Below are 24,217 nucleotides of genomic sequence, written 5' to 3' on the forward strand. Positions count from 1 at the left end.
TGAAATTTACAACTTAGGCGTTGATGCTGTTCACGAGCTTGGCAAGACCGGACTTGCGGTTGGAAGCCTGGTTCTTGTGGATAACATGCTTGGCAGCAGCCATGTCGAGACGCTTGGTGACGGTCTTGAGGGCAGCCTGGGCCTTCTCGGCGTCGCCCTCGGCGACGGCGGACTGGACGTGCTTGGTCAGCGTCTTGAGCTCGGACTTGACAGCCTTGTTACGCATGCGAGCTGCCTCATTGGTGCGGATACGCTTCTTCTGAGACTTGATGTTTGCCACTTCTGGAGTTCCTTTCGAGTTCCTTGCAAAAAATGTATGACACCTCTGAGACACGGTGAGGTCATGCAAGCGCCTACTATAGCACGCTCCCCCTCAAAGGGATAGAACGAATTTGTCAAATAGGCAGGTATCATCACGATTTTCTCAAGATGTTCGTAATCCAGAGCAAAAGCGCGGTCTGGGAATCGGCCGAACCCTTCAGTGCAAGCTCCACATCGACCGCGCCCTCAAGCGCAGCGACAAGTTCCGCCATCGAAAAGCGGCGTGCCCAGGTCAGATGATTTTTGACCTGCCAGGACTGGAGCTTGAGCGTCGCGGCGAGCTCACGCCCCTGCCCGCGAGAGTCGAGCGCCTTGGCGACGATCAGCTCACGGATGCGACCACATAGCAGCGTGTAGGTCCACACGTAGCTCTTGGAGGGCAGAAGCTTAAAGAGCTCGAGCGAATGCCGCATATCGCGAGCCGAGACGGCGTTGAGGAAGTCCCAGGGCTGGACTTCGGCCGTACGCACGATCCAACGCTCCACGTCGGCAAGTTCAATCTGGGGTGCCTCGACCATCTGGGCGAGCTTTGCCAAGTCGTTATCGAGCATGCGGGTGTTCTCGCCCGAGCGGGAAACGAGCTCCTCGGCAGCCGCCGTCGAAATGGACTTTCCGTGCTGCGTCGCCATCTGCTGCACGCGGCGCGGGAGCTCCCAGCGCTTGGTGCCCGAACAGTCGATCACCGCCTTCTTGTCAATCTTGGCGATTGCCTTGTACAGGCGCGTGTTCTTGGCAAGCGAATCGGCGATTATGAGGCAAACCGTCGTGGGGCTGGGACTCGCCAGATACTCGACAAGCGGCTCGGAAATCGCTTTGGCGAGTTTTGAGCAGCCGTCAAGGATTACCAGGCGAAACTCGCTGCCCATGGGAAAGGTGTTGAGCGATCCGATAATCGACTCGATATCGGGGTCTTTGGTCATATCGCGCTCGTCGAGGTTGAACTCGACCATGCCCGTCTTTTCCAGACGCGCCTTCATACGCGAGACGGCGTGGTCGCGTTTGACTCCGTCGGTACCGACAATCAGATATGCCGGCAGCAGACCGGTTTCGGACATCGCGCTCCCCTCCCGCAGGCTCTCGTGTTCGTACCGTGCCATTCTAGCCCACGGGCTTATCCCGCGCCAACGGCAGCATCACGGTCGCTGGCATCGCATGGCAAATCCGGTTACGGTCGCCGAGACGGTAATGTCTCCTTGTTCGATGGTGCATGCGAATGCGCCGCCCGCATCGCGAACGGCATCGATGCAGGCATCGGTTGGATGGCCGTAGCGGTTGCCCTCACCCGCGCTCGCGATAGAGAGCTCGGGCTTAAGCGTTTCCAGCAGGTCTGTATCGACAGAAACTTTTGAGCCGTGATGCCCCAGCTTGAGCACATCGATATCGCCCACCTCCTGTACAAACTCGCGCTCCTGATCGAGCTCGGCATCACCAGTGAGGAGCATACGCAGGCTCTTACCTTCCTGAGCATAGGAGAGCAGCAAGACAAGCGAGTCCTCATTGCCCTCACCATCCACCGTGTCAAACGGCCACATCACACGAGCCCGAAATGCGCCGATATCGACCACGTCTCCGCGGGCTACCTGCCGATACGTTACGCCGGGGCGATTCAGGACCTCAACAGGCGCGCCGTCCAGCGCATCGGCCGCGACCGCAATGGTTCCAACCGAAAACTGATCGAGTACGTCGGGAAGACCACCCCAATGATCTTCATCCCAATGCGTCACGAAGACGGCATCGATATGGTGAACGTTATTGCGAACCAACGCCGACACCACGCGCTCATCGAGCCCACAGTCGACAAGCGCCACGGCGCTACCCTGACGAACCAGAATCGCATCGGCTTGGCCGACATCGAGGACTGTTACCGAAGGCGGCGCACATCGATCCCAATAGACATACGGAACAGCCGCCGCAAGCATCAAACACAGCAGCCCCACTGCCATGGGCCGCGCGCGGGGACGTGGCCACCAGACCAAGAGGACCGCCAGCGCAAACGGCACCACGTATACCAAGGGCGTATCGGGCGGCACGCTTACGGATGCGCCCGGAACGGCAGCAAAGAGCTGCTCAAAGAACAGGGCGCAGCGTGCGACAATCATGGGCACCACGAGCGCCCCGTGACGCAGCAGCGGCACAAGCGAGCAGGGCACCAGCACAACCGATACAGCGAGCAGCACGCTTACCACCGGACCGATCACAGCATTTGCAAGCGGGGCAATGAGCGAAAACGTCTCGAATGCGGGAATCGTAACGGGAAGTGTCGCCAGCTGCGAGCACAGCGTGACAGACAAAATACTGGCGACGCCCGATGACACACCCAGCTCGCCCAAGGCGTAGGTAGCGTAGGGGCAAAAACAAAGGATGGCGAAGACACTGGCGCACGATAGCTGAAAACCCATCTCGAACAGCACTGTCGGCCGGAGCAACACAAAGATTGCCATGGTCAAAAATAGAGCCGAGAGGCCATGCTGACGACGCCCGGCGCCGTTGGCGACAAGCGACGCCGCCACCATAGAGCACGCGCGCACGGCCGAGGGCGAAGCGCCAGTAAAAACGGCATAGGCAGCGAGGGCCAGCACCAACAGCCCCCGCTGAAGCCCACGAGAGAGACGCGTCTTTTGCAGGGCACTCTCAATCACAAACCCCACGATGGCAAGATGACTGCCCGAAACGGCGATGAGATGTGCGGTGCCCGTTACCGAAAACCATTCGCCCGCAGGCTGGGCGCGCAGCTCGGACGAGCGCCCACAGACAACGCCGGCGATGAGCGAGCGCGCCGGATCGGTCGCGGGCGCGATAACGGCAAGGAGTTCGTTTCGAAGCCAAGACAACGGCCCTAGAGAGCCCTCGTCGATCGATACCAACCGGACGACTTTAACCTTTCGAAGCTCGCCCCGAAGCAAGCGCGAGCGCCCATACGCATCATTCTCAAAGCGCGAAATTCGACCGATGGCACGTACATGCGAACCGACGCCGAGCTCACGATCACACGACAGCCGTACCTGACCCAAACGCTTTTCGCCCGCATACGCATCGCAGGTATAGGAGTACACACCGTCATTGATGGACGGATCGCCTTGTACATAAAATTCGAGATTGCTCGCAGCCCGATTATCCAGTGCCCTCGATGCGTGCAGCGCCCCTATCGCCCAGCCCGTGGACACGAAAGCTCCCGCCACGAGGCCGAGAGCCGCGGCATACAGCCATCGCTTCCACCGCACAAGGCGTATGCAGGACCGAGCCAATACGATGCACGCCGCAGCCGCAACGGGAATGGCCATAAGCAATGTGACGGGCGCTGTCCGCTCTCCCAGCAGCACATCGGCTGCCACGTTAAGTACCAGACCACAGCTCGCACACAAGCCGGCACAAAGGGCTATGGACCACGGCATCAATGGGCGCGGTGGCATCACATGCTCGCGCTCGGTCGCACTCATACGCAGATGCAATCTTTGATTTTGGCGAGTTTCTTCTCACCGATCCCCGATACGCGCATAAGGTCATCGACCGAGGCAAAGGCCCCGTTTTGCGTCCGTTCGTCGATAATTGACTGGGCCATAGAAGGCCCGATGCCCGAAAGCGTCTGCAGCTCCGCCGCACTTGCCGTATTGATGTTCACGAGCTCCGACGAAGACCCCGCACCAGGAGTCGTGGCAGCACCGCTTTCGGCCCCGCCGACCGTCGCAGCCGCTTGTTGCTCCCCCACCGTCGGAACATAGATCTTTTGACCATCTGTGATCTTGGACGCACGATTAAGCCCTGTCACATCCGCCTCGGCCGTAAGCCCTCCGGCGGCATCGATCGCTTGGGATACCCGTGCTCCATCTTTGAGCCGATACACGCCTGGCCTCACAACGGCGCCATCAACATCGACGTACACCTCGGCAGCAGAAGAGCTCTTGGCAGACGACTCATCGGCATCGTCAGGTGACGCATCCCCGGCCCCGTGCACATCCGAGGCGCCCGCCTCATCACTACGCTCAAACGAAACGTTGCTGGAGTGGCCACCAAAACTTGCCATCGCCAAGCCGCTCGCGGCGGCAATGACAACCAGAATCGCCAAGACCACCGCCTTATGGCCGAGTAGCTTTTCTGCCCAGCGATCCATCCGTTTAACCCGTTCGTGTTGCTCGCGCTGCGCCATAGCAAACACCTCCCAACACCATCGTGTCAGGAAACGAGCGCCGCAGCCTCCGCACGTCCACACCGGTTATCGCGGTCAAACCAAAAGCTGACCAAAACCTTGCGAAAAAATGTCCATAAATTCAGGCACACGTCGATAAATGAACCGTTTATCGCCAAAAGTCCAGATAGAAAAAGACCGACGATGCAAAATCACCGCCGGTCTATACACAACATTATTCGTGATCTTGGTAAATCTCACGTGGAGCGAGCTCGGAATGTTTGCGTTTTAAGGTCTTAGGGGCCTTATACGTGTTGCTGGAGAAGTCGATGTACTCGGTCTGCTTAAGCAGGCGCTCGATCATCTCCTCGTGGTCGAACAGCTCCCAGGCCTCGTGCACGGCATCGAGTTTGGCGTGTGTCTCGGGACGACGCGGCATAAACAGCGTGCAGCAGTCGGGAGCGGCCTCAGTCGAGATATCGAACGTACCGATCTCCTCAGCGCGTGCGATGATCTCTTGCTTGTCCGAACCGATCAGCGGACGGAACACGGGGATCTTCACGGCCTCATTGACGGCCATGATGTTCTCGAGCGTCTGGGAGGCAACCTGACCGAGCGATTCACCAGTAACGATAGCCTTGGCGCCCTCGATATGCGCAATGCGCTCAGCAACCGAATACATGATGCGACGATACATGATCACGCGCAGGTTGCTGGGGCAGGTCACCGAGATCTCACGCTGACAATCGCCAAACGGCACCACGTACAGGCGGCCGATCTGAACACCCGGCTCAAGCGCACGGATGATGTCCTGCACCAGATACTCGCTCGTATCAGGCGTCTGCGGACGACCGGAGAAATGTACCGGCACACACACCGCACCGCGACGCGCGAGCATCCAGGTCGCCACCGGGGAATCGATACCCGAAGAAAGCAGCGTCACGACCTTGCCGGCAGACCCCACCGGAAGACCACCCACGCCGCGCTCAGAGCGCGCATACACATAGACGCTACCCTGGACCACCAGCACGTGCACCATCGCGTCGGGATCGTGCATCTGGACCTTTTTATCGGGAAACGCCTCGCACAGTACCTCGCCAACCTGTCGATTGATATCAATCGAGGTGAGCTCGTAGTCGGTGTTAGAGCGCTTGGCATGCACCTTAAACGACTCGAAGGGACCAAATTCGCGCAGCGCCTTCACGGCGGCGGCGCAGTATTCCTGCGGGTCGCGGTTCGTGTGATATGCCAGGGACACGCGGGCAACGCCGGGGACGGTGCGAATGACGCGCGCCGCCTCGTCGGCCTGATGCTCGTTAAAGGTCACGAGGATATAACCGGAAATTCGAGACACGGCATTCACGGAAAAGGCGGCCAAGGCCGCCTTGATGTTATCCATGAGGATATGCTCAAAATGTGCGCGGTTCTTGCCCTTCAGTCCAACCTCGTGATAGTGGACCAGGCAGACGCGAGCTGCCATTTAGGCTTCAGCGACCTTGTGGCCGAGCGCCTTCTCGTAACGGGCCTCGTCGTAGGAGATATCGCCGTCGACAATCTCGTCCATAGCCATCGAGATGGTATCGGCACCGGAGAGTGCAATGGTGATGTCGTCGACATCCTGGACGGCGAGCACGCGGTTGTGCTGACCACGCAGCATGCTGTTAATGTCGCAGGCGCGCTTGGAGGCAAGCGAGGCGAGCAGGAAGCGGTTGTGATCGGTCTTCTCCAGAAGATCGTCAATACAAGGCTTTACAACGGACACGGACCTCAGATCCTTTCATGCATATCGAGAACGCGAACGAGCTCATCGGTCGCGCGGTCGAGATCGTCATTAACCACGACGTCGTCGTAGCGGTCGGCAAGGGCAAGCTCATGGGCGGCGTTTGCCATACGCAGCTCGATCGTCTCGGGCGTCTCGGTACCGCGACCGACCAGACGCTCGCGGAGCACCTCAAGCGAAGGCGGCTTGATAAAAATCAGCACGGCCTCGGGGAAACGCTCCTTGACCTGCAAGGCACCCTGGACATCGATCTCCAAGATTAGAGACGAACCAGATGCGAGCTTGGATGTGACCTCGCTCACCAACGTGCCGTAGCAGTTACCGTGGACCTCGGCCCACTCAACAAACTCACCGTTTGCCACGCGGCGGTCGAACTCCTCGCGCGTCAGGAAAAAGTAGTTGACGCCGTCGACCTCACCTTTGCGTGGTGCTCGCGTGGTAGCCGAAACCGTCAGGCCCAGGTTCGAGCGACGCTCGCGCACACGAGTGACGAGCGTGCCCTTGCCTGCACCTGACGGTCCAGAAATCACAAAGAGCTTTGAATCCTGAGCGCTCACTTATTTGGTCAGCTGCTCGAGGAGCTGCTCGCGCTGACGGACGCCGAGGCCCTGGACGCGACGGGTAGCGGAGATGCCGAGCTCCTCCATGATCTTGGCGGCCTTGGCCTTGCCATAACCGGGGAGAGACTCGATGAGGGTGGAAACCTTCATGCGGGAAGCGATGGGGTCATCGGAGTTGAGCACGGACTCGAGGGACTTCTCGCCCTTCTTGATCTGCTCGCGAAGCTCAGCGCGGGCGTGACGTGCGGCGGCAGCCTTCTCAAGAGCCTGCTTGCGCTGCTCGTCGGTAAGCTGAGGGAGTGCCATTCGAACCTCCAAATAGTTGGGTTATATCTGATGCAATAATTGGCATTTTAGCACGTCAAACGCACTAAATGCCCAATCGACGGCATCATAGGTTAGACGATACCTGCGAAAAGTGCAATATACGGAGGTCAAAGTTAAGCCCCTGACCTGCGATTCCACACAAAGGATGGGAAAGTTTTCGCAGGCACAGGGGCTAATTTGTGCTAATGAGACCCAAAAGTGGTGACTTGAGGGAATCTTTTAGGCGACGTTTTCGACCAGCTCGGCAACGATGGCGTCAAATGCGGCAACCGGGTCGTCGGCACCGGTGATGGGTCGGCCCACCACGATGTGGCTCGCACCGCGCTCGATAGCCTGAGAGGGCGTCGCCACGCGGGATTGATCGCCCAGGGCGGCACCCACCGGACGCACGCCCGGAGTCACAATGAGGGCATCGGGGCCCAGCAGCTCGCGCATGTCATGGGCCTCCATCGGCGAGCACACGATGCCGTCGATGCCGTTAGCCTGGGCAAGCTTTGCCAGGCGGGCGGCCTCCTCGGCCACGGGCGACTCGACACCGATCTCGGTCAGCGCATCCTGGTTCATGCTCGTGAGCACGGTAATGGCAACGAGCTTGGCACGATCCTCGCGAGCCTCCTCGGCACCCTCGCGGCAGGCAGCAAGCATAGCGCCCGAGCCCAGACCGTGGACCGAAAGCAGGTCGGCACCGGCGAGCGAGGCCGAACGGGCAGCACCGCGCACCTGATGCGGAATGTCATGGAACTTGAGGTCGAGGAAGACCTTAAAGCCCAGGTCCTTGAACGTCTTGACGATCTCGGGGCCCTCGGCGTAATAGAGCGTCATGCCCACCTTGAGCCAAGCGGCATGACCAGAAAGCTCGTGGGCGAGCTCGAGCGCACGCTCACGGTCACAGTCGAGGGCGACGATAACGCGGTCGCGGGCATCAGTCTCTAGCATTCGAAAGCACCTACCAGCTCGTTGATGTCCTTCACGCCCTGGGACTCCGCCCAGGCCTCGAGCTCGTGCGCGATCTTAATCGATGCGCACGGATCGACGAAGTTGGCCATGCCGACCGACACGCAGGTGGCACCGGCCAGGATAAACTCGGCCGCATCTTCGCCCGTCATGACGCCGCCGACGCCATTGATGGGGATATCGACGGCCTGGGCAACCTCCCAGACCATACGCACGGCGATGTGGTGGCACAGCGGGCCCGAGAGGCCGCCCTTGGGCTTGGCCACGCGGGACTTGCGGGTATGAACATCGATGGCCATGCCCTGGATGGAATTGATGACCGAAAGGCCGTCGGCTCCCGCGGCCTCAAGAGCCTTGGCAATCTCGGCGACGTTGACCGGAGCCATCTTTACGAACAGCGGCTTATCGGTCACCTTGCGGCAAGCAGCCATAACGGCAGAGGCGCCCTCGGGCGTGGAGCCCATGGCGGCACCGCCGGCGGCGATATTAGGGCAGCTCACGTTAATCTCGTAGCCGGCAGCCCAGGGGCACAGCTCGACATACATCTCGAGCGCGCGGACAAACTCCTCGACGGAGTGGCCGGCAACCTGACAGATGACCTGACAGCCGTCCTTGGACAGCTGTTCGAGCCACGGACCGGACTCGCGGGCAAAAGCGGCCACGCCGGGGTTCTGAAGGCCCACGGAGTTGATCATGCCGCCGGGAATCTCGGCCATGCGGGGCGCGGGGTTGCCGGGCCAGGGCTCGGCAGCGCAACCCTTGGTGGTGATGGCGCCCAGCTGGGAAACATCAAAGAAGTTCTGGAACTGCCAACCGTAGCCAAAGGTACCGGCTGCGGTGTTGATGGGGTTCTGCATCTTGACGCCGCCGAAATCGACGGCCATGTTCACGGTACCCACTAGAAGACCACCACCTTGGAAGCATCGAACACGGGGCCGCACATGCAAGCGCCCTTCATACCGTCGACCGTCTCGACATTGCAGGTGTTGCAGGCGCCAAAGCCACAGCTCATCATGCGCTCAAGCGACACCTCACAGTACGCACCGGCCTCGGCGGCAGCGGCGGCGACCTTCTTCATCATGACAGCGGGGCCACAGCTGGCCGCATAGTCGTAGCCGCCCTCGCCGAGCAGCTCAGCTGCCGGGTCGGTGCAAAAACCGTGCGTGCCCAGCGTGCCATCATCGGTGCACACGTTAACTGTAGCGCCCAGCGCGCGGAACTCATCGACACCCACGGCCTTGGAAGCGGTGCCAAAGCCCAAGCAAACGTCGACATCCACGCCCTGCTCGGCAAGCTTGCCGGCAAGGCACAGCACAGGCGGAACACCGATGCCACCCGCCACGAGCAGCGCCTTCCTGGTGCCATCGGGAACAAGCCAGCCGCGGCCGCCAGGGCCCAGCAGATTAGAGGTGGAACCGGGGGCCATCTGCGACAGGCGACGGGTGTCGTCGCCCACGACGGCGTACCACAGCTCGACGGTGCCGGCCTCGGCGTCGGCGCGGTAGTAGCTCAGGGGCACGCGAAGCAGCGAGGACGCATCGCCGGGCACGGCAATGTTCACAAACTGACCGGGCTTGAGCGCACTTGCAAGCTTGGGGGCCGAGATGACGAGCGAGAAGATGCCGTCGGCGATCTCCTGGTTCGATACGACCTCGAAGTCGTGCATGCGTGCAGTGGAAGGTGTGGGCATAGACGCTCCAATCCCCCATGCGGTTGCATGGTCAAAACGAACAGAAAGCGCGGCACCGCAAGGGCACCGCGCACAAAAACGATAAGGCTATGCTAGCAGATGCAGCCGTCGGCGAGCGTCTGCTTGCCGCCGACAAACACATCGGTGGCACGACCGGTGAGCGTGCGACCGGCAAAACCGGAGTTCTCGGCACGCGACTCGTAACCGTCCTCGCCGACCGTCCAGGTGGCAGCGGGATCGAACACGGTCAGGTCGGCAACGGAGCCCGCCTTGACCTGAACCTGATCGAGGCCCAGGATCTCACGCGGCTTGATGGCCATGAGCTCGACCATGCGGCCCACGCCCATCTTGCCCGTGTTGACCAGCTCGGTGAGCACGAGCGACAGCGAGGTCTCGAGGCCGATCATGCCAAAGGGCGCAAGCTCGAACTCGCGGGCCTTCTCCCACGGGGTGTGGGGAGCGTGATCGGTAACGATAACGTCGACGGTGCCGTCGATGACACCCTGACGGATAGCCTCGGCGTCCTCGTCGGTGCGCAGCGGCGGGTTGACCTTGAGCGAGGTGTTGTAGGTCTCGTCCAGGTCGTTCTCGGTCAGGAACATGTGGTGCGGGGTGGCCTCGCAGGTAACCTGAACGCCGGCGGCCTTGCCGGCACGCACGATCTCCAGGCCATGGGCGGTGGAGATGTGCTGGATGTGCAGCTTGGCACCGGTCAGCTTGGCGATCTCGATGTCGCGGGCGATCTGGAGCTCCTCGCCGGCAGCCGGCCAGCCCTCGAGAGCCAGACGGGTCGAGACCTTACCCTCGTTGATCTGGCCGTGGCCGACCAGATCCTCGTCCTGGCAGTGGCTCATAAAGACCTTGCCGAACATCTTACCGTAGTCCATGCAGCGACGGAGCATGCCCGCGCCCTGCACGCCGCGACCGTCGTCAGTGAAGGCGACGGCGCCGTGGGCGACCATATCGCCCATCTCGGACATGGCCTCGCCCTTAAGACCGCGGGTCATGGCGCCCGACGGATAGACACGGCAGTGACCGACCTCGGCAGCGCGGGACTTGACGAACTCCACGACGGTGCCGTTATCGGTAACGGGATCGGTGTTGGGCATGGCGCACACGCCGGTAAAGCCACCCTTGGCAGCTGCGCGGGTGCCGCTCTCGATGTCCTCTTTGACCTCGTAACCGGGCTCGCGAAGGTGAACGTGCATATCCACCAGGCCGGGGACGAGGTACTTGCCGGAAAGGTCGAGGACCTCGGCTCCCTCGACGGCGAGATTCTCGCCGACCTCGGCGATCTTGTCGCCGTCAATCAGGACGTCAACGACACCGTCAAGCTCGACGGACGGGTCGACGACGTGGGCATTCTTAAGAAGCAAGGCCATTATCGGCACCTCCAAGCAGCAGATACAGGATAGCCATACGCACGCAGATACCGGCGTAGACCTGCTCCAGGATGACGGAGCGTTGCGGGTGGTCGGCCATATAAGAGTCGAACTCGACGCCGCGGTTGATGGGGCCCGGGTGGCAGATGATCGCATCGGGCTTCATGAGCTTCTCGCGGTCCTTGGTCAGGCCGAAGAGCTTGTGGTACTCGCGAATGGTCGGGAACGGGGCACCCTCGAGGCGCTCCTGCTGCACGCGCAGCATGTAGACGACGTCCAGCTCGGGCAGGACGGAATCGAGGTCGCTCGTCACGTGGTCGCAGCCCAGGACCTCGGGCGCCGGCGGCAGCAGCGTGCCGGGGGCGACGGCGTAGGTCTCGCAGCCCATGATCTTAAGGGCGGGGATCAGCGAGCCGCACACACGGGAGTGCGCGATATCGCCGACGACGGCGACCTTCAGACCGTGGAAGTCACCCTTGTGCTCCCAGATGGTGTACAGGTCGAGAAGGGCCTGCGTGGGATGGTTGTGCTTGCCGTCACCGGCGCAGATGACGCTCGCGGGCGAGTTCTGCGTGACGATGTAGGGAGCGCCGGCGTGCTTATCGCGAACGACGATGCAGTCGATCTTATAGGCGTTGAGGGTCTCGACGGTGTCGACGAGGCTCTCGCCCTTAACCGTGGAGGTCGAGGAGCCACCAAAGTTAAGGCTGTCGGCCGAAAGACGCTTCTCGGCGAGCTCGAAGGAGCTGCGGGTGCGCGTCGAGGGCTCGTTGAACATGTTGACGATGGTCTTGCCCTTGAGCGTGGGGACCTTTTTGATCGCACGCTCGTTGACCTCGGAGAACGCCTTGGCGGTCTCGAGGATGAGCTTGATGTCCTCTTCGGAGTACTCGGTAATGTCGATCAGGTGCTTATGGTTGAACGCCACGGTACTACTCACCTCCCAGCGGCGCGGAGCCCACATGGGAACCCGGCGCGACGTCGTTAATCTCGACAGCGGTGTGGCCGTCGACTTCCTTCATATATAGGTGCACGTTCTCCTCATGCGACGAGGGAACGTTCTTGCCGACAAAGTCCGGCGAGATGGGGAGCTCGCGGTGGCCGCGGTCAACGAGGACTGCCAGCTCAATGCGGCTCGGACGGCCCAGGTCCATGACGGCGTCGAGAGCGGCGCGAATGGTACGGCCCGTATACAGGATGTCGTCCACCAGCACGACGCGCTTGCCGTCGACGCTAAAGGGAATGTTGGTGGCGTGGATCGCGGGAGCGAAATTGGTAGCGTAGTCATCGCGGTAGAAGCTGATGTCGAGGCTGCCGAGCGGAACGTCGACGCCCTCGATCTCCTTGATCTCCTCGGCAAGTTTCTTTGCCAGAAGGTCGCCGCGCGTGACGATGCCGACCAGAGCGAGGTCTTCACAGCCCTCGTTGCGCTCGAGAATCTCGTGCGCGATGCGGGTCATCGCTCGATTGACGGCGGTCTCGTCCATGATGACCGCCTTGGGGGAAGTCGTGCCCATCGATCTCCTTCCTCACATGTCTTGACTGCTGACACAGTCAAAAAAATAGATGCCCGACCGCTCAAAGCGGACCAGACACCCACAGGAAAGACTGCTCTTTGGCAGCTATGTAATTCCATGTGGGTATCTCGTACCCCTTTAATGGTCAACGGATAGTGTAGCCAACCTCGAGCTTAATTGCGAGCATAAATACAGAGCAATCCGTAAACGGAGCCCAATGCTCAATAAACCTATATATATTTGTGGGACGAGCTTGAAAACGCACGCACGAGCTGGCATAATCCCCTCTGCTGCACGCAAATCGGATCTACGTCCAGGGCCGTGGCGTGAGCACTATCGCCAAAAGAGGAATATCTCTGTGTAGATTACGCACAGGGAGCTGCTTCTGTGCTATAGTTCAGGCTTGTTTGTTAACGCGACATGTTCGTTTGTCGCCCAAGGAGGGTCAGTTATGTCCAAAGTTTGCGAAGTTTGCGGTAAGCACCCCGTTGCCGGTCGCTCCATCAGCCACTCTCACCGCGTCACCAACCGTAAGTTCCGCCCCAACATCCAGCGCGTCTACGTCGTCGTCGATGGCCACCGTCGCAAGATGAACGTTTGCTCCACCTGCCTCAAGTCCGGCAAGGTTGCGCGCTCCTAAATAAGGTCTTACCAACAAGTACCTCGGACTCTCCGGGTCAAAGACCTCGCGTTCACATAGAACTTACCAAAGGCGCCCTCCCCTACGGAGGGCGCCTTTTTGTACTCATTGGGGACAGACTTACATGAGTGCTTTCACGCATTTGGGACAGACATAACGCGTGCCGGCATCGGTTCGCCCCCTGCCTCACGCAGCCTCCTTCCAGCCTGTGGTGGCCTTGGTTACGCTTGAAGAGCCGATACCAGTGATACGGGCAATTTGCTTGACCGTGAGATGTGCCCGCCTAAGCCTCAGCAGACAGGCATCGCGTTCGGGGCGTGGCAAGGCCTTGAGCAGCGCAGGATCTATGCTGGGCAGGACTTCGCGCGCAACAGAAAGAGCATCCTCATCGGGGATCCGTCGGCGCGGAAGAATCTCCTCTGACCAGATGCGCCCGGCAACTTCCTCGATATGCTCGCAATAGCAACGGGAACCTCCGACAATATCGAGCATAGGGGCCGCATCACAAATATCAAAGGGATCGTAGCCCAGCTGATATGCCTTGTAACTTGACCAGCGGTACGCCTCAAGCGAGTCGAGCACACCTTTCACGGGATTGAGATGGATATAATCGAGCAGCTGCACTGCCTGCGTGTCCAACTCAACCGCGACCCGCGAATAGCGATTGTCGAAATGCCTGCAATCTATTTATAACCAATGAGCAATGAGCGGCAATAACAGGCCCAGAACGGCAAAATGGCAAATCGATGTCTGTCCCAAATGAGTGAAAGCACTCATGTAAGTCTGTCCCCAATGAGCGGGGCGATGCGCAGGGCAGATAGATTTAGTTGAAACGGTTCATTTGATTGAAGCGTTTTAGTTTGTCTTTTACGGGAATCTGCCCGTTCACCGAATTATTTCTTGCTATCATGCATCTTGTAGGGTAAATCTCCGATCGCAAGGAGACACAAATGGTGAAAAAGTCACCGGAAAACACTACTCCCGCCATCGTGGACAACGTGGAGGCGCTTGAGGCCAAACTCAAATCTATGCGTGAGGCCCAGGCTAAATTCGCTGAGTACACTCAGGAGCAGGTAGACAAGATCTTCTACGAGGCTGCTATGGCCGCCAACAAGGCTCGTATTCCTTTGGCCAAGCTCGCCATCGAGGAGACCGGCCGTGGCGTTCTCGAGGACAAGGTCATCAAGAACCACTACGCCGCTGAGTACATCTACAACGCTTACAAGAACACCAAGACCTGCGGTGTCATCGAGCGCGACGACGCTTACGGCATCACCAAGGTCGCCGAGCCGATCGGTATCGTTGGCGCAGTCATCCCGACCACCAACCCGACCTCCACGGCCATCTTCAAGACGCTCATCTGCCTGAAGACCCGTAACGCCATCATCATCTCCCCGCACCCGGCAGCCGCCAAGTGCACCATCGCCGCCGCCAAGCTCGTTCTCGACGCAGCTGTCAAGGCCGGTGCTCCTGAGGGCATCATCGGCTGGGTCGACAAGCCGTCCATCGAGCTGACCAACATGGTCATGCGCGACGTCGACATCATTCTCGCAACCGGTGGCCCGGGCATGGTCAAGGCTGCTTACTCCTCCGGTAAGCCCGCACTCGGCGTCGGCGCCGGCAACACCCCGGTCATCATCGACGATACCGCGGACATCAAGCTCGCCGTCAACTCCATCATCCACTCCAAGACGTTCGACAACGGCATGATCTGCGCTTCCGAGCAGTCCGTCACCGTCCTCGACTCCATCTACAAGGATGTCAAGGCTGAGTTCCAGCGTCGCGGCTGCTACTTCGTCAAGCAGGGTGCCGAGATGGAGGCCCTGCGTGCCGCCATGTTCAAGAACGGCGCACTCGACCACCGCATCCCGGGTATGGCTGCAGCAAAGATCGCTGAGCTCGCAGGCATCAAGGTCCCCGAGAAGACCAAGATCCTGATCGCCGAGGTCACCTCCACCAATCCCGAGAAGGAAGAGTTCTCCCACGAGAAGCTCTCCCCGGTCCTCGCTATGTATCACGCCAAGGACTTCCAGGAGGCCGTTGACAAGGCAGAGCACCTCGTCCTCGCAGGTGGCCCGGGCCACACCGCCTCTCTCTACGTGCACCCGGCACAGAGCGAGAAGATCGCTAAGTTCCAGCACGTCATGAAGGCCTGCCGCATCGTCATCAACACCCCGTCCTCGCACGGCGGCATCGGTGACCTCTACAACTTCGGCATGAAGCCGTCTCTAACCCTGGGCTGCGGCTCCTGGGGTGGCAACTCCGTCTCCGAGAACGTTGGGGTGAAGCACTTGATCAACGTCAAGACCGTGGCAGAGCGCCGCGAGAACATGCTGTGGTTCCGCGCACCCGAGAAGGTCTACTTCAAGAAGGGCTGCACGCCCGTCGCACTCGACGAGCTCGGCACCGTAATGGGCAAGAAGCGCGCCTTCATCGTTACCGACCAGTTCCTCTTCAAGAATGGCAACACGCGTGCCATCGAGGCCAAGCTCGATGAGATGGGCATCGCTCACGACTGCTTCTACGACGTTGAGCCCGATCCCTCCCTGCAGTGCGCACGTCGCGGCGCCAAGCAGATGACGCTCTTCGAGCCGGATGTCATCATCGCCGTCGGCGGCGGTTCCGCAATGGACGCCGGCAAGATCATGTGGATGATGTACGAGCACCCCGAGGCGAACTTCGAGGACATGGCCATGGACTTCATGGACATCCGCAAGCGTATCTTCACCTTCCCCGAGATGGGCAAGAAGGCTTACTTCGTCGCCGTCCCGACCTCTTCGGGCACTGGCTCCGAGTGCACGCCGTTCGCCATCATCACCGACAAGGAGACCGGCATCAAGTGGCCGCTCGCCGACTACGCGCTGCTCCCGAAGATGGCAATCGTCGACGCTGACAACTGCATGACCGCCCCGAAGGGCCTCACCGCAGCTTCCGGTATTGACGTCATGACCCACGCCATCGAGTCCTACGTCTCCATCATGGCTTCCGATTACACCAAGGGCCTCTCCGAGCGCGCCGCAAAGCTCGTCTTCGAGAACCTCCCGAGCTCCTTCACCAACGGTGCCAAGGATCCGCACGCTCGCGAGGAGATGCACAACGCATCCTGCATGGCCGGTATGGCATTCGGTAACGCCTTCCTGGGCCTCAACCACTCCATGGCCCACAAGCTCGGCGCTTTCCACCATCTGCCCCACGGCCTCGCAAACGCAGTCATCCTGACCCGCGTCATGCGTTACAACGCCGCCGAGGCTCCTGTCAAGATGGGAACCTTCTCTCAGTATCCTTACCCCAACGCGCTGCACAACTACGCCGAGATGGCTCGTTACTGCGGCATCGACGGCAAAGACGACCGTGAGGTCTTCGAGAACTTCATCACCAAGCTCACCGAGCTCTGCGACTTCATCGGCGTCAAGAAGACCATCGCCGACTACGGTGTCGACGAGAAGTACTTCCTCGACACCCTCGACGAGATGACCGAGCAGGCATTCAACGACCAGTGCACCGGCGCTAACCCGCGCTACCCGCTCATGAGCGAGATCAAGGAGCTCTACCTGGACGCCTACTACGGCCGCGAGCCTCAGGATTACGCCGTCTGCTAGTTTTAGCACGGTTTTTAACGGCGGGGGTGCACGGGTGTTTCACACACCCCCGCCGTCGCTTCTATCGCATCGTTGAAAGGATGCAACCATGCTGCTACCCGATTCCAAGACCGAGCTCGTCCGCCGTGGCAACAAGGTCGTTTACGACCTGGGCGACAAGATCGTCAAGGTCTTTAACGAGACCAAGCCCGTCTCCGACGTGTTCAACGAGGCTTTGAATCTTGCCCGCATCAATGAGTGCGGGATCCGCAGCCCCAAGGCTCTCGAGGTTTCCCAGCTCGAGAACGCCAACGGCTGGGCGCTCGTGACCGAGAAGGTTCCGGGCACTACCCTTGCCGAGAAGATGACTGCCGAGCCCCAGCGCTTTGGTGAGTACCTCGAGATGTTCGTCGACCTCCAGATTGAGATCCACGGCTACACCTCCCCGCTGCTTAACCGTCAGCGCGACAAGTTCGCCCGCATGATCGACAGCCTTGAACAGCTCAATGCCACCACGCGCTACAACCTTCAGGAGCGTCTGGACGGCATGACCAAGGAGTTCAAGGTCTGCCACGGCGACTTCAACCCCTCCAACGTCATCGTCGGCGACGACGGCCAGCTGTACGTCTGCGACTGGGCACACGCCACCCAGGGCTCTCCTGCTGCCGACGTTGCCACCACCTACCTGCTCTTTGCCCTCAACAGCAAGGATCAGGCCGAGGCCTACCTGGAGCTCTACTGCGACCGCGCCGACATGCCCATGCAGGTCGTGCGTCAGTGGACGAGCATCGTCGCCGCTTCTGAGCTCGCTCGTAAGCGCAACGTGAACGATGAGTTCCTGAAGAACTGGATCGACGTCGTCGATTATCAGTAATATCTGAGCGATTAATTTCGCATCGGAGGCACAAAGGAAAACCCCGCAGCTCATATGGGCTGTGGGGTTTTCCTTTGCTCGTTAAGCTGATTCACGCACCAAAAAGGACTGCCCCGCATCTCATCCTAAGAGAGATACGGGGCAGTCCTGCAATTACATCAAATAGCAGAAACGTCGATTAGCGACGTGCAGCCTTCACAAGCTCGGCGACCTTACCGACGATCTCATCAATCGCCACGTCTTCACGCTCACCGGTAGCACGATCCTTGAGCTCCACCGTGCCATTCTTGAGACCACGCTTACCCAGAACGACCTGATACGGGAAACCCATAAGGTCGTTGTCGGCAAACTTAAAGCCGGGACGCTCGTTGCGGTCATCCACGACGACCTCGATACCAACGGCGCACAAGCCCTCGACGATTTGGTCGCAGACGGTCGCGCACTCCTCCTTCTTGGGATCGAGCGGAATCACCGCCACCTCGTACGGAGCGACAGAGACCGGCCAGACGATGCCATGCTCGTCATTGTGCTGCTCCACGACGGCAGCAAGCGAGCGAGACACGCCCACGCCGTAGCAACCCATGATGAGCGGTTTTTCCTTGCCGTCCTCATCCATAAAGGTGGCACCCATGGCCTCGGAATACTTGGTACCCAGTTGGAAGACCTGAGAGACCTCGATGCCGCGGGCAGCAGAGAGCGGCTTGCCGCAGTGCGGGCAGGGATCGCCGGCAACGATGGTGACCAGGTCGGCCCACTCATCGACGGTAAAGTCGCGCTCGGGGCAGGCGCCGGTAAAGTGATAATCGACCTCGTTGGCACCGCAAGCCCACTGCTTGGACTCGCGCAGGCTCTCGTCGCAGACCAGACGAATGCCATCGGGCAGGTTAACCGGTCCGATAAAGCCCTTGTGCAGACCGTTCGCCTGAAGCTCCTCGTCGGTCATCATGCGATAGCCCTTGCCAAAGACGTGCTCGGCCTTGCAATCGTTGAGCTCGTGATCGCCCGGAACAATGGCCACGACCGGCTTGCCCTCGGCGTCGATGAGTGCCAGCGACTTGCGCGTGCCGTTCTCGGGGAACCCAAAGAACTTAGCAACTGCCTCAATGGTGCCCATGCCCGGAGTCTCAACCTTGGTGAGCGTACCGTCACCAGGACCCTCGGTCACGACGACCTTGGTGCTTGCAGCCTCGTCATCGGCAGCGAAGCCGCAATCGTCGCAGTAGACGAGCGAAGCCTCGCCGGCGTCAGCCAAAGCCATGTACTCGACGGAGGTATCGCCACCGATCTCGCCAGAATCGGCGACGACGGGCAGAGCCTTGATGTAGCAGCGCTCGCAGATATTGGCGTACGCCTGCTTCATCTTGTCGTACTCCTCCTGCAGGCTCTCCTGCGTGGCGGAGAAGCTGTAGGCGTCCTTCATGATGAACTCGCGACCGCGCATCAGGCCAAAGCGGGGGCGGAACTCGTCGCGGAACTTGTCCTGAATGTGGTACAGGTTGACGGGCAGCTGCTTGTAGGAGCGCAGCTCGTTGCGCACCAGGGCCGTGACGGTCTCCTCGTGCGTGGGGCCCAGGACGAACTCGCGACCATGACGGTCGTCAAAGCGCACAAGCTCCTTGCCATAGGCGTCGATGCGCCCGGACTCGCGCCACAACTCGGCGTCGACCATGATAGGCATCATAAGCTCCTGGGCGCCGGCAGCGTCCATCTCGTCGCGCACGATATTCTCGATCTTACGGATCGAGCGCCAAGCAAGCGGCAGGTAGGAATACAGGCCGGCGGCCTCCTTGCGGATCATGCCGGCACGGAGCAGCAGGCGGTGACTGGCGAGCTCAGCGTCCGCCGGATCCTCTTTAAGCGTCGGCGCATAGAGCTTAGACATGTACATTGCTCGGGTCATTTATTTCTCCTCAATAAGTTTGTCGACCTCGGCCATCAGCGCGTCGACAATTTGGTCCTCAGCTACTTTACCAATGATCTGGCCATGCGAAAAGAGCAAGGCCTGACCACGTCCGCAAGCAACGCCCAGGTCGGCATCAGAAGCCTCGCCGGGGCCATTAACGGCACATCCCATCACAGCGATCGAAAGCGGCGCGGAGTAGTTCTTAAGCCGCTCGGTAACCTCCTCGGCAATGGGAATAAGGTTAACCTGGCAGCGGGCGCATGTGGGGCACGAGACAATCTCGGGGCCACGGCGACGCAGGCCCAGCGACTGCAAAATCCCCCAGGCGACCGGCGGCTCCTCAACCGGATCAGCTGTGAGCGACACACGCATGGTGTCGCCAATGCCTTCGGAAAGCAAGATACCCAAGCCTACAGAGCTCTTGATGGTGCCCTGGAGCTTGGTCCCCGCCTCCGTCACGCCCAGGTGAAGCGGAACGTGTGGAATCTCACGCGACAGGGCTCGATAGGTATCGAGCGTCGTTTGCACGCTATGGGCCTTGGCCGAAAGCACAATGTTCTTAAAGCCGCGGTCCTCAAAGTGCTTGACGAAACGCTCGCTCGACATCACGAGCTTTTCGGGCTGCGTGAGGTCGTCGCGCTCGGCGATATCCTGCTCGAGCGAACCGGCATTGACGCCGATACGAATCGCGCACCCAGCGGCGCCCGCGGCATCGATCACGGCATCGACCTTAGCCCAATCGCCGATATTGCCGGGATTGATGCGAAGCTTGGCGGCACCAGCCTCGACGGCGCCGATGGCGAGCTTATGGTTAAAGTGAATATCGGCGACGATCGGCACCGGAGACTCGGCACAGATGATGCGGAAACCCTCAAGCGCGGCCTCGGTGGGCACGCTCACACGCACGATATCGCAGCCAGCCTGCGCCAACGCGCACACTTGCGCAAGCGTTGCCTGGGCGTCAGCGGTATCGGTGCAGGTCATGGATTGGACCACCACCGGCGCGCCGCCACCGATCTGCACACCGCCCACATGCACGGGGCGCGTCAACTCGCGAGGCAAAGGATGGGATAAAGACAATCCAAACACTCCCCTACAGGATAAATCGAAGGACGTCGGAACGAAGCATATAGACAAACAGCAGCGCAAAGAGCGCGATGCCCACATAGCTCACAATCGTCTGGACCTTGAGCGGAAGCTCGCGGCCAGCAATCTTTTGAATGATCTCGATGACCAGCTTGCCGCCATCGAGTGGTGGGATGGGCAGCAGGTTCATAAAGCCAAGCGAGAACGAAATGAGGGCGGCAAACGAAAGGAACGTGGCAGGGCCGGCAGCAGCAGCCTGTGAGGACATAACGCTAATGCCCACGATTGAAGAAGACTGATCGAGAATCTCCATCGTATGCTGCGGCTGGAGCAGGCGCATCACGCCCTCCGCTGTCTGCACGACATAAGAGAACGAAAGGCGAGCCGACGTAATGGGGTCTAAACGGACCACCTGCGTAGAGGCATACACACCTAGGCGCTCATCCTCTTTGAGCGCAACCGAGGTCGAATGCTGCTTGCCGTCGCGCTCATACTCAATGGCGATATCGTCCTTACCGGCGGCCTTGCCGATGGCATCGTAAACGTCCATCCAGGTAGAGCACGATACTCCGTCAACCGAAAGGATCGCGTCGCCGCCCTCGATACCCGCCTTGGCGGCAATAGACCCCTCGTCAACCTGACCGATCACGTTGGTATCCATCGGCACGGTGACACCCGCAATAGAGTAGATGCTCATAAGCAGCAAAAAGCCCGTCAGGATATTGACGAGAATGCCCGCGAGCAGCATAAAGGCGCGCTTGAGAAAACCCTGGCCCAGATAGGTATGCGAACGCTCTCGCGCAAGGAACTCGGCTTCGCCGCACGGCAGCTCCCACACATCGCCCTCGGTAGTCGCATGCTCTCGATCGAAACGGCGGCCGTCAAAGGTGGTGTAACCCGCCGCATCTCGTGGCAGCGTCTGATACTTGGTGGGATAGTAGCTCGGCGAGGGCTTCTCCCCTTCCTCATACCAAGGCGCGATAGAGCCCCAACCCAATAGCAAGGCGCATGCCTCGAGCACAACCTCCTCGGATAGCTCGAGCTCGGCGGCAAGGTCGGCCACGGTCACGCGACCATGACGATAGATAGCCGCGAGCACGCGATCGGCGCACGAGACGTCGGTCGGATCCATACCGCAGATGGCAGCGTAGCCACCCAGCAGCAGCGGGGTCACGCCAAACTTGGTTCCAATGCGACGTGACGTGTAATGGATGTCAAAGCGACACGGCAGGCCCAAAAAGAACTCGGTTACACGGACGCCGCAGGCACGCGCCGCCAAAAAGTGGCCGCCCTCGTGCAAAAACACAAGGACGGAAAGCATCAGCAGGCCCCAAAAGACCGATGAGAGAACGCTCAGAACAGTATCCATAAAACGAAAAAGCAATCCTTATGGGCTAGGAACGGGTTGCGGCGAGCACCTGCGCAGCCTTTTCACGCGCCCATGCATCGATGTCGCGAAGCTGCTCAAACGAATCGACCGCCTGCATATCGTGGGAATCCATGCAGGATTCCACAATGCGATCGATATCGGTAAAGCTGCAGCCATCGTGCAGGAAGGCATCGACGGCGACCTCGTTGGCGGCATTGAGCACGCACGGCATGGTGCCACCCGTCTTGCCGGCACGTTCGGCTAGTGCCAGACAGCGGAAGGTATCCATGTCGGCAGCATCAAACGTGAGCTGCCCCAGCTCGCGGAAATCGATACGAGGCGCCGGGGTATCCCAACGCTCGGGATACGAGAACGCAAACTGGATGGGAATACGCATGTCGGAAGCACCGAGATGCGCCATCACGGAGCCGTCGGCGAACTCGACCATAGAGTGAATCTTGGACTGACGCTGCACGACCACGTTAATGAAATCGAGGTCGCAGTTAAACAGATGCATGGCCTCAATGCGCTCCAGGCCCTTGTTCATGAGGGTGGCGGAGTCGATGGTGATCTTGGCACCCATGGCCCACGTGGGATGTGCGAGGGCATCGGCACGCGTCACGCGATTGAGCTCGTCGCGGGTGCGGCCAAAGAACGGACCGCCCGAGCAGGTGAGCCAAATACAATGAGCCTCGCGTGGGTTCTCCCCCAGATAGCACTGGTAGATGGCGGAGTGCTCAGAGTCGACTGGAATAAGCTGGCCCGGTTGCGCCAACGGCATAAGCAAGTCGCCGCCGACGACGAGGGACTCCTTGTTGGCAAGGGCAAGACGCTTATTCGAGGTCAAGGCCGCATGGCTCGCCTCGAGACCGGCGGCGCCCACAATAGCGACGAGCACGCAGTCGACATCGTCGCGACGCGCGAGCTCGCAAACCGCCTGCGCGCCAACGCCGAGCTTCGTTCCCTCGGGCAACTCCTGCAGCACGGCGTCATCGCCATGAGCGACATCGGCCACGGCAACCGCCGGAACCGAGAACTCGCGGGCAGCGGCAACGAGCTCGGAGGTACTGGAGTTAACGGACAGCGCCGTCACCTGCAGGCGATCGGCATGCTGGCGGCACACATCGAGCGCCTGGGTGCCGATAGAGCCCGTACAACCCAGGATGGCAACACGGAGACGTCCATCGGGGCCATACGTCGTCTGGAAGGACATTACAGCACGCCTCCGATCATCAAAAGCAGCTGCGCGGTAATGCAGCCAAAGATAAGCGAATCGCTACGATCGAGCATGCCGCCGTGGCCCGGGATAAGGTTACCGGAATCCTTAACGCCCACACCGCGCTTGATGCGCGACTCGATGAGGTCTCCGATAACGCCCAGGACGGACACGACCACGCCGCACAGCAGCGCATAGGGCAGGCTGAGCTTGTAGAAGTGCGTCGCCCACAGGATGAGCCAAATCAAAACCGAGCCCAGGATGCCGCCGACAAACCCCTCCCAGCTCTTTTTGGGAGAGATCTTGGGAACCATCTTGTGCTTGCCGATACGGCTACCCACGATGTAGGCAAACGAATCGGAGACCCAAAGGGACGCGCAAACGCCCACCGAAAGCAGGGCGCCGGCAAAACCGGGCACGGCATCGCGCAGCAGCACGATAGCCGACAGCATAAAGCCAGTGTAGATGGGACCCATGAGCGTCACGGCCACATCAGAGATGCGGGTACGCGGCGACCAAACATACCAAATGCCCACAGCGAGCATCAGGGCAAAAAGCAGGGCATTCAGCAACATCGAATCGCCCAACGCCGACAGCGGAAAGAGTACGGCGGCAGCGATACCCATGCGCTCGTTAGCCATCTTGCCATCGAGCCTCGTCATACGGAAAAACTCATAGCAGCACAGACCGCTCATGACAGAAACAAAGATGGCCGTGGGCACAATACCCAAAACCAGGCACAGGATAAAGACAACGGCATAGACGATACCGGCGGCGGCACGGGTGATAAAGCCGGCAAGCCACGAACCGGTGCCATTCTTCGCTGCGGGCGCTCCCGCAGCGACAGCCTTGCGCTCAGATGTCTTGGGAGCAATTGCCTTGGGACGATCGGACACG

The 24,217-nt window shown here is 60.1% G+C and carries 23 protein-coding genes; 3 read left to right on the forward strand and 20 right to left on the reverse strand.

Features of this window, described 5'->3' with window-relative positions; genetic code table 11:
- Positions 1-13: 13 nt before the first annotated feature.
- The 14 genes from rpsT to pyrR form a co-directional block, all read right to left on the reverse strand.
- Positions 14-280, reverse strand: coding sequence for a 30S ribosomal protein S20 (gene rpsT, locus ABHU32_RS00945; RefSeq protein ID WP_022094714.1), 267 nt, complete (start codon positions 278-280; stop codon positions 14-16).
- Between the two features lie 133 nt (positions 281-413).
- A complete protein-coding gene (holA, locus tag ABHU32_RS00950) occupies positions 414-1,376 on the reverse strand; it encodes a DNA polymerase III subunit delta (RefSeq protein ID WP_346978529.1) in 963 nt (320 codons plus the stop codon).
- 78 nt (positions 1,377-1,454) lie between these two features.
- Entirely contained in the window at positions 1,455-3,758 is a 2,304-nt protein-coding gene (locus tag ABHU32_RS00955; RefSeq protein WP_346978530.1) for a DNA internalization-related competence protein ComEC/Rec2, read from the reverse strand.
- Positions 3,755-4,465, reverse strand: coding sequence for a helix-hairpin-helix domain-containing protein (locus ABHU32_RS00960; RefSeq protein WP_346978532.1), 711 nt, complete (start codon positions 4,463-4,465; stop codon positions 3,755-3,757). Before ABHU32_RS00960 ends, ABHU32_RS00955 begins: the two co-directional genes overlap by 4 nt.
- Positions 4,466-4,679: 214 nt before the next feature.
- On the reverse strand, positions 4,680-5,924 hold the full coding sequence (gene thiI, locus ABHU32_RS00965) for a tRNA uracil 4-sulfurtransferase ThiI (RefSeq protein WP_346978533.1): 1,245 nt from the start codon (positions 5,922-5,924) through the stop codon (positions 4,680-4,682).
- Positions 5,925-6,206: a DNA-directed RNA polymerase subunit omega gene (locus ABHU32_RS00970; protein WP_055250050.1), complete on the reverse strand. Its 282-nt coding sequence runs from the start codon at positions 6,204-6,206 to the stop codon at positions 5,925-5,927.
- Positions 6,207-6,211: 5 nt separating this feature from the next.
- Positions 6,212-6,781 carry a guanylate kinase gene (gene gmk / locus ABHU32_RS00975; RefSeq protein WP_118079855.1) on the reverse strand — a complete coding sequence of 190 codons (570 nt, stop codon included), beginning with the start codon at positions 6,779-6,781 and terminating at the stop codon, positions 6,212-6,214.
- Positions 6,782-7,090, reverse strand: a complete 309-nt coding sequence (gene mihF, locus ABHU32_RS00980) for an integration host factor, actinobacterial type (RefSeq protein ID WP_006236130.1) — start codon at positions 7,088-7,090, stop codon at positions 6,782-6,784.
- Between the two features lie 240 nt (positions 7,091-7,330).
- Positions 7,331-8,047: an orotidine-5'-phosphate decarboxylase gene (gene pyrF, locus ABHU32_RS00985; protein WP_156600826.1), complete on the reverse strand. Its 717-nt coding sequence runs from the start codon at positions 8,045-8,047 to the stop codon at positions 7,331-7,333.
- Positions 8,041-8,949, reverse strand: a complete 909-nt coding sequence (locus ABHU32_RS00990; protein ID WP_346978574.1) for a dihydroorotate dehydrogenase — start codon at positions 8,947-8,949, stop codon at positions 8,041-8,043. Before ABHU32_RS00990 ends, pyrF begins: the two co-directional genes overlap by 7 nt.
- Positions 8,950-8,963: 14 nt before the next feature.
- Positions 8,964-9,731 carry a dihydroorotate dehydrogenase electron transfer subunit gene (locus ABHU32_RS00995; protein ID WP_346978575.1) on the reverse strand — a complete coding sequence of 256 codons (768 nt, stop codon included), beginning with the start codon at positions 9,729-9,731 and terminating at the stop codon, positions 8,964-8,966.
- Between the two features lie 116 nt (positions 9,732-9,847).
- Positions 9,848-11,137, reverse strand: coding sequence for a dihydroorotase (locus ABHU32_RS01000; protein WP_346978534.1), 1,290 nt, complete (start codon positions 11,135-11,137; stop codon positions 9,848-9,850).
- Complete coding sequence (locus ABHU32_RS01005) at positions 11,121-12,065, reverse strand: aspartate carbamoyltransferase catalytic subunit (RefSeq protein ID WP_035138537.1); 945 nt, start codon at positions 12,063-12,065, stop codon at positions 11,121-11,123. The genes ABHU32_RS01000 and ABHU32_RS01005 overlap by 17 nt, the downstream gene beginning before the upstream one ends.
- 4 nt (positions 12,066-12,069) lie before the next feature.
- A complete protein-coding gene (gene pyrR, locus ABHU32_RS01010; RefSeq protein ID WP_006236123.1) occupies positions 12,070-12,654 on the reverse strand; it encodes a bifunctional pyr operon transcriptional regulator/uracil phosphoribosyltransferase PyrR in 585 nt (194 codons plus the stop codon).
- 451 nt (positions 12,655-13,105) lie between these two features.
- Between pyrR and rpmB the strand changes: the two genes are divergently transcribed.
- Complete coding sequence (gene rpmB, locus ABHU32_RS01015) at positions 13,106-13,294, forward strand: 50S ribosomal protein L28 (RefSeq protein WP_022094725.1); 189 nt, start codon at positions 13,106-13,108, stop codon at positions 13,292-13,294.
- Positions 13,295-13,480: 186 nt separating this feature from the next.
- Here the strand turns inward: rpmB and ABHU32_RS01020 are convergent, their stop codons facing one another.
- Positions 13,481-13,918 carry a hypothetical protein gene (locus tag ABHU32_RS01020; protein ID WP_346978535.1) on the reverse strand — a complete coding sequence of 146 codons (438 nt, stop codon included), beginning with the start codon at positions 13,916-13,918 and terminating at the stop codon, positions 13,481-13,483.
- 326 nt (positions 13,919-14,244) lie between these two features.
- Here ABHU32_RS01020 and adhE point away from each other — a divergent pair, with 326 nt between their 5' ends.
- Both adhE and ABHU32_RS01030 read left to right on the forward strand, forming a co-directional pair.
- On the forward strand, positions 14,245-16,893 hold the full coding sequence (gene adhE / locus ABHU32_RS01025; protein ID WP_346978536.1) for a bifunctional acetaldehyde-CoA/alcohol dehydrogenase: 2,649 nt from the start codon (positions 14,245-14,247) through the stop codon (positions 16,891-16,893).
- Between the two features lie 88 nt (positions 16,894-16,981).
- Positions 16,982-17,746, forward strand: a complete 765-nt coding sequence (locus ABHU32_RS01030; RefSeq protein ID WP_346978537.1) for a phosphotransferase — start codon at positions 16,982-16,984, stop codon at positions 17,744-17,746.
- 178 nt (positions 17,747-17,924) lie between these two features.
- Here the strand turns inward: ABHU32_RS01030 and ABHU32_RS01035 are convergent, their stop codons facing one another.
- Genes ABHU32_RS01035 through ABHU32_RS01055 form a run of 5 tightly spaced genes read right to left on the reverse strand, consistent with a single transcriptional unit; the run spans position 17,925 to position 24,216 of the window.
- Positions 17,925-19,646, reverse strand: coding sequence for a proline--tRNA ligase (locus ABHU32_RS01035; protein ID WP_346978538.1), 1,722 nt, complete (start codon positions 19,644-19,646; stop codon positions 17,925-17,927).
- Entirely contained in the window at positions 19,647-20,729 is a 1,083-nt protein-coding gene (gene ispG / locus ABHU32_RS01040; protein ID WP_346978539.1) for a flavodoxin-dependent (E)-4-hydroxy-3-methylbut-2-enyl-diphosphate synthase, read from the reverse strand.
- Between the two features lie 13 nt (positions 20,730-20,742).
- Positions 20,743-22,104, reverse strand: a complete 1,362-nt coding sequence (locus ABHU32_RS01045) for a M50 family metallopeptidase (RefSeq protein WP_346978540.1) — start codon at positions 22,102-22,104, stop codon at positions 20,743-20,745.
- 25 nt (positions 22,105-22,129) lie between these two features.
- Positions 22,130-23,317 (reverse strand): 1-deoxy-D-xylulose-5-phosphate reductoisomerase, encoded by a 1,188-nt coding sequence (gene dxr, locus ABHU32_RS01050; RefSeq protein WP_346978541.1) that lies wholly within the window; start codon positions 23,315-23,317, stop codon positions 22,130-22,132.
- Positions 23,317-24,216, reverse strand: a complete 900-nt coding sequence (locus ABHU32_RS01055) for a phosphatidate cytidylyltransferase (protein WP_233504656.1) — start codon at positions 24,214-24,216, stop codon at positions 23,317-23,319. Before ABHU32_RS01055 ends, dxr begins: the two co-directional genes overlap by 1 nt.
- Position 24,217 lies beyond the last annotated feature (1 nt).

Source organism: Collinsella aerofaciens (genome assembly GCF_039758965.1).
Lineage (GTDB): Bacteria > Actinomycetota > Coriobacteriia > Coriobacteriales > Coriobacteriaceae > Collinsella > Collinsella aerofaciens_BR.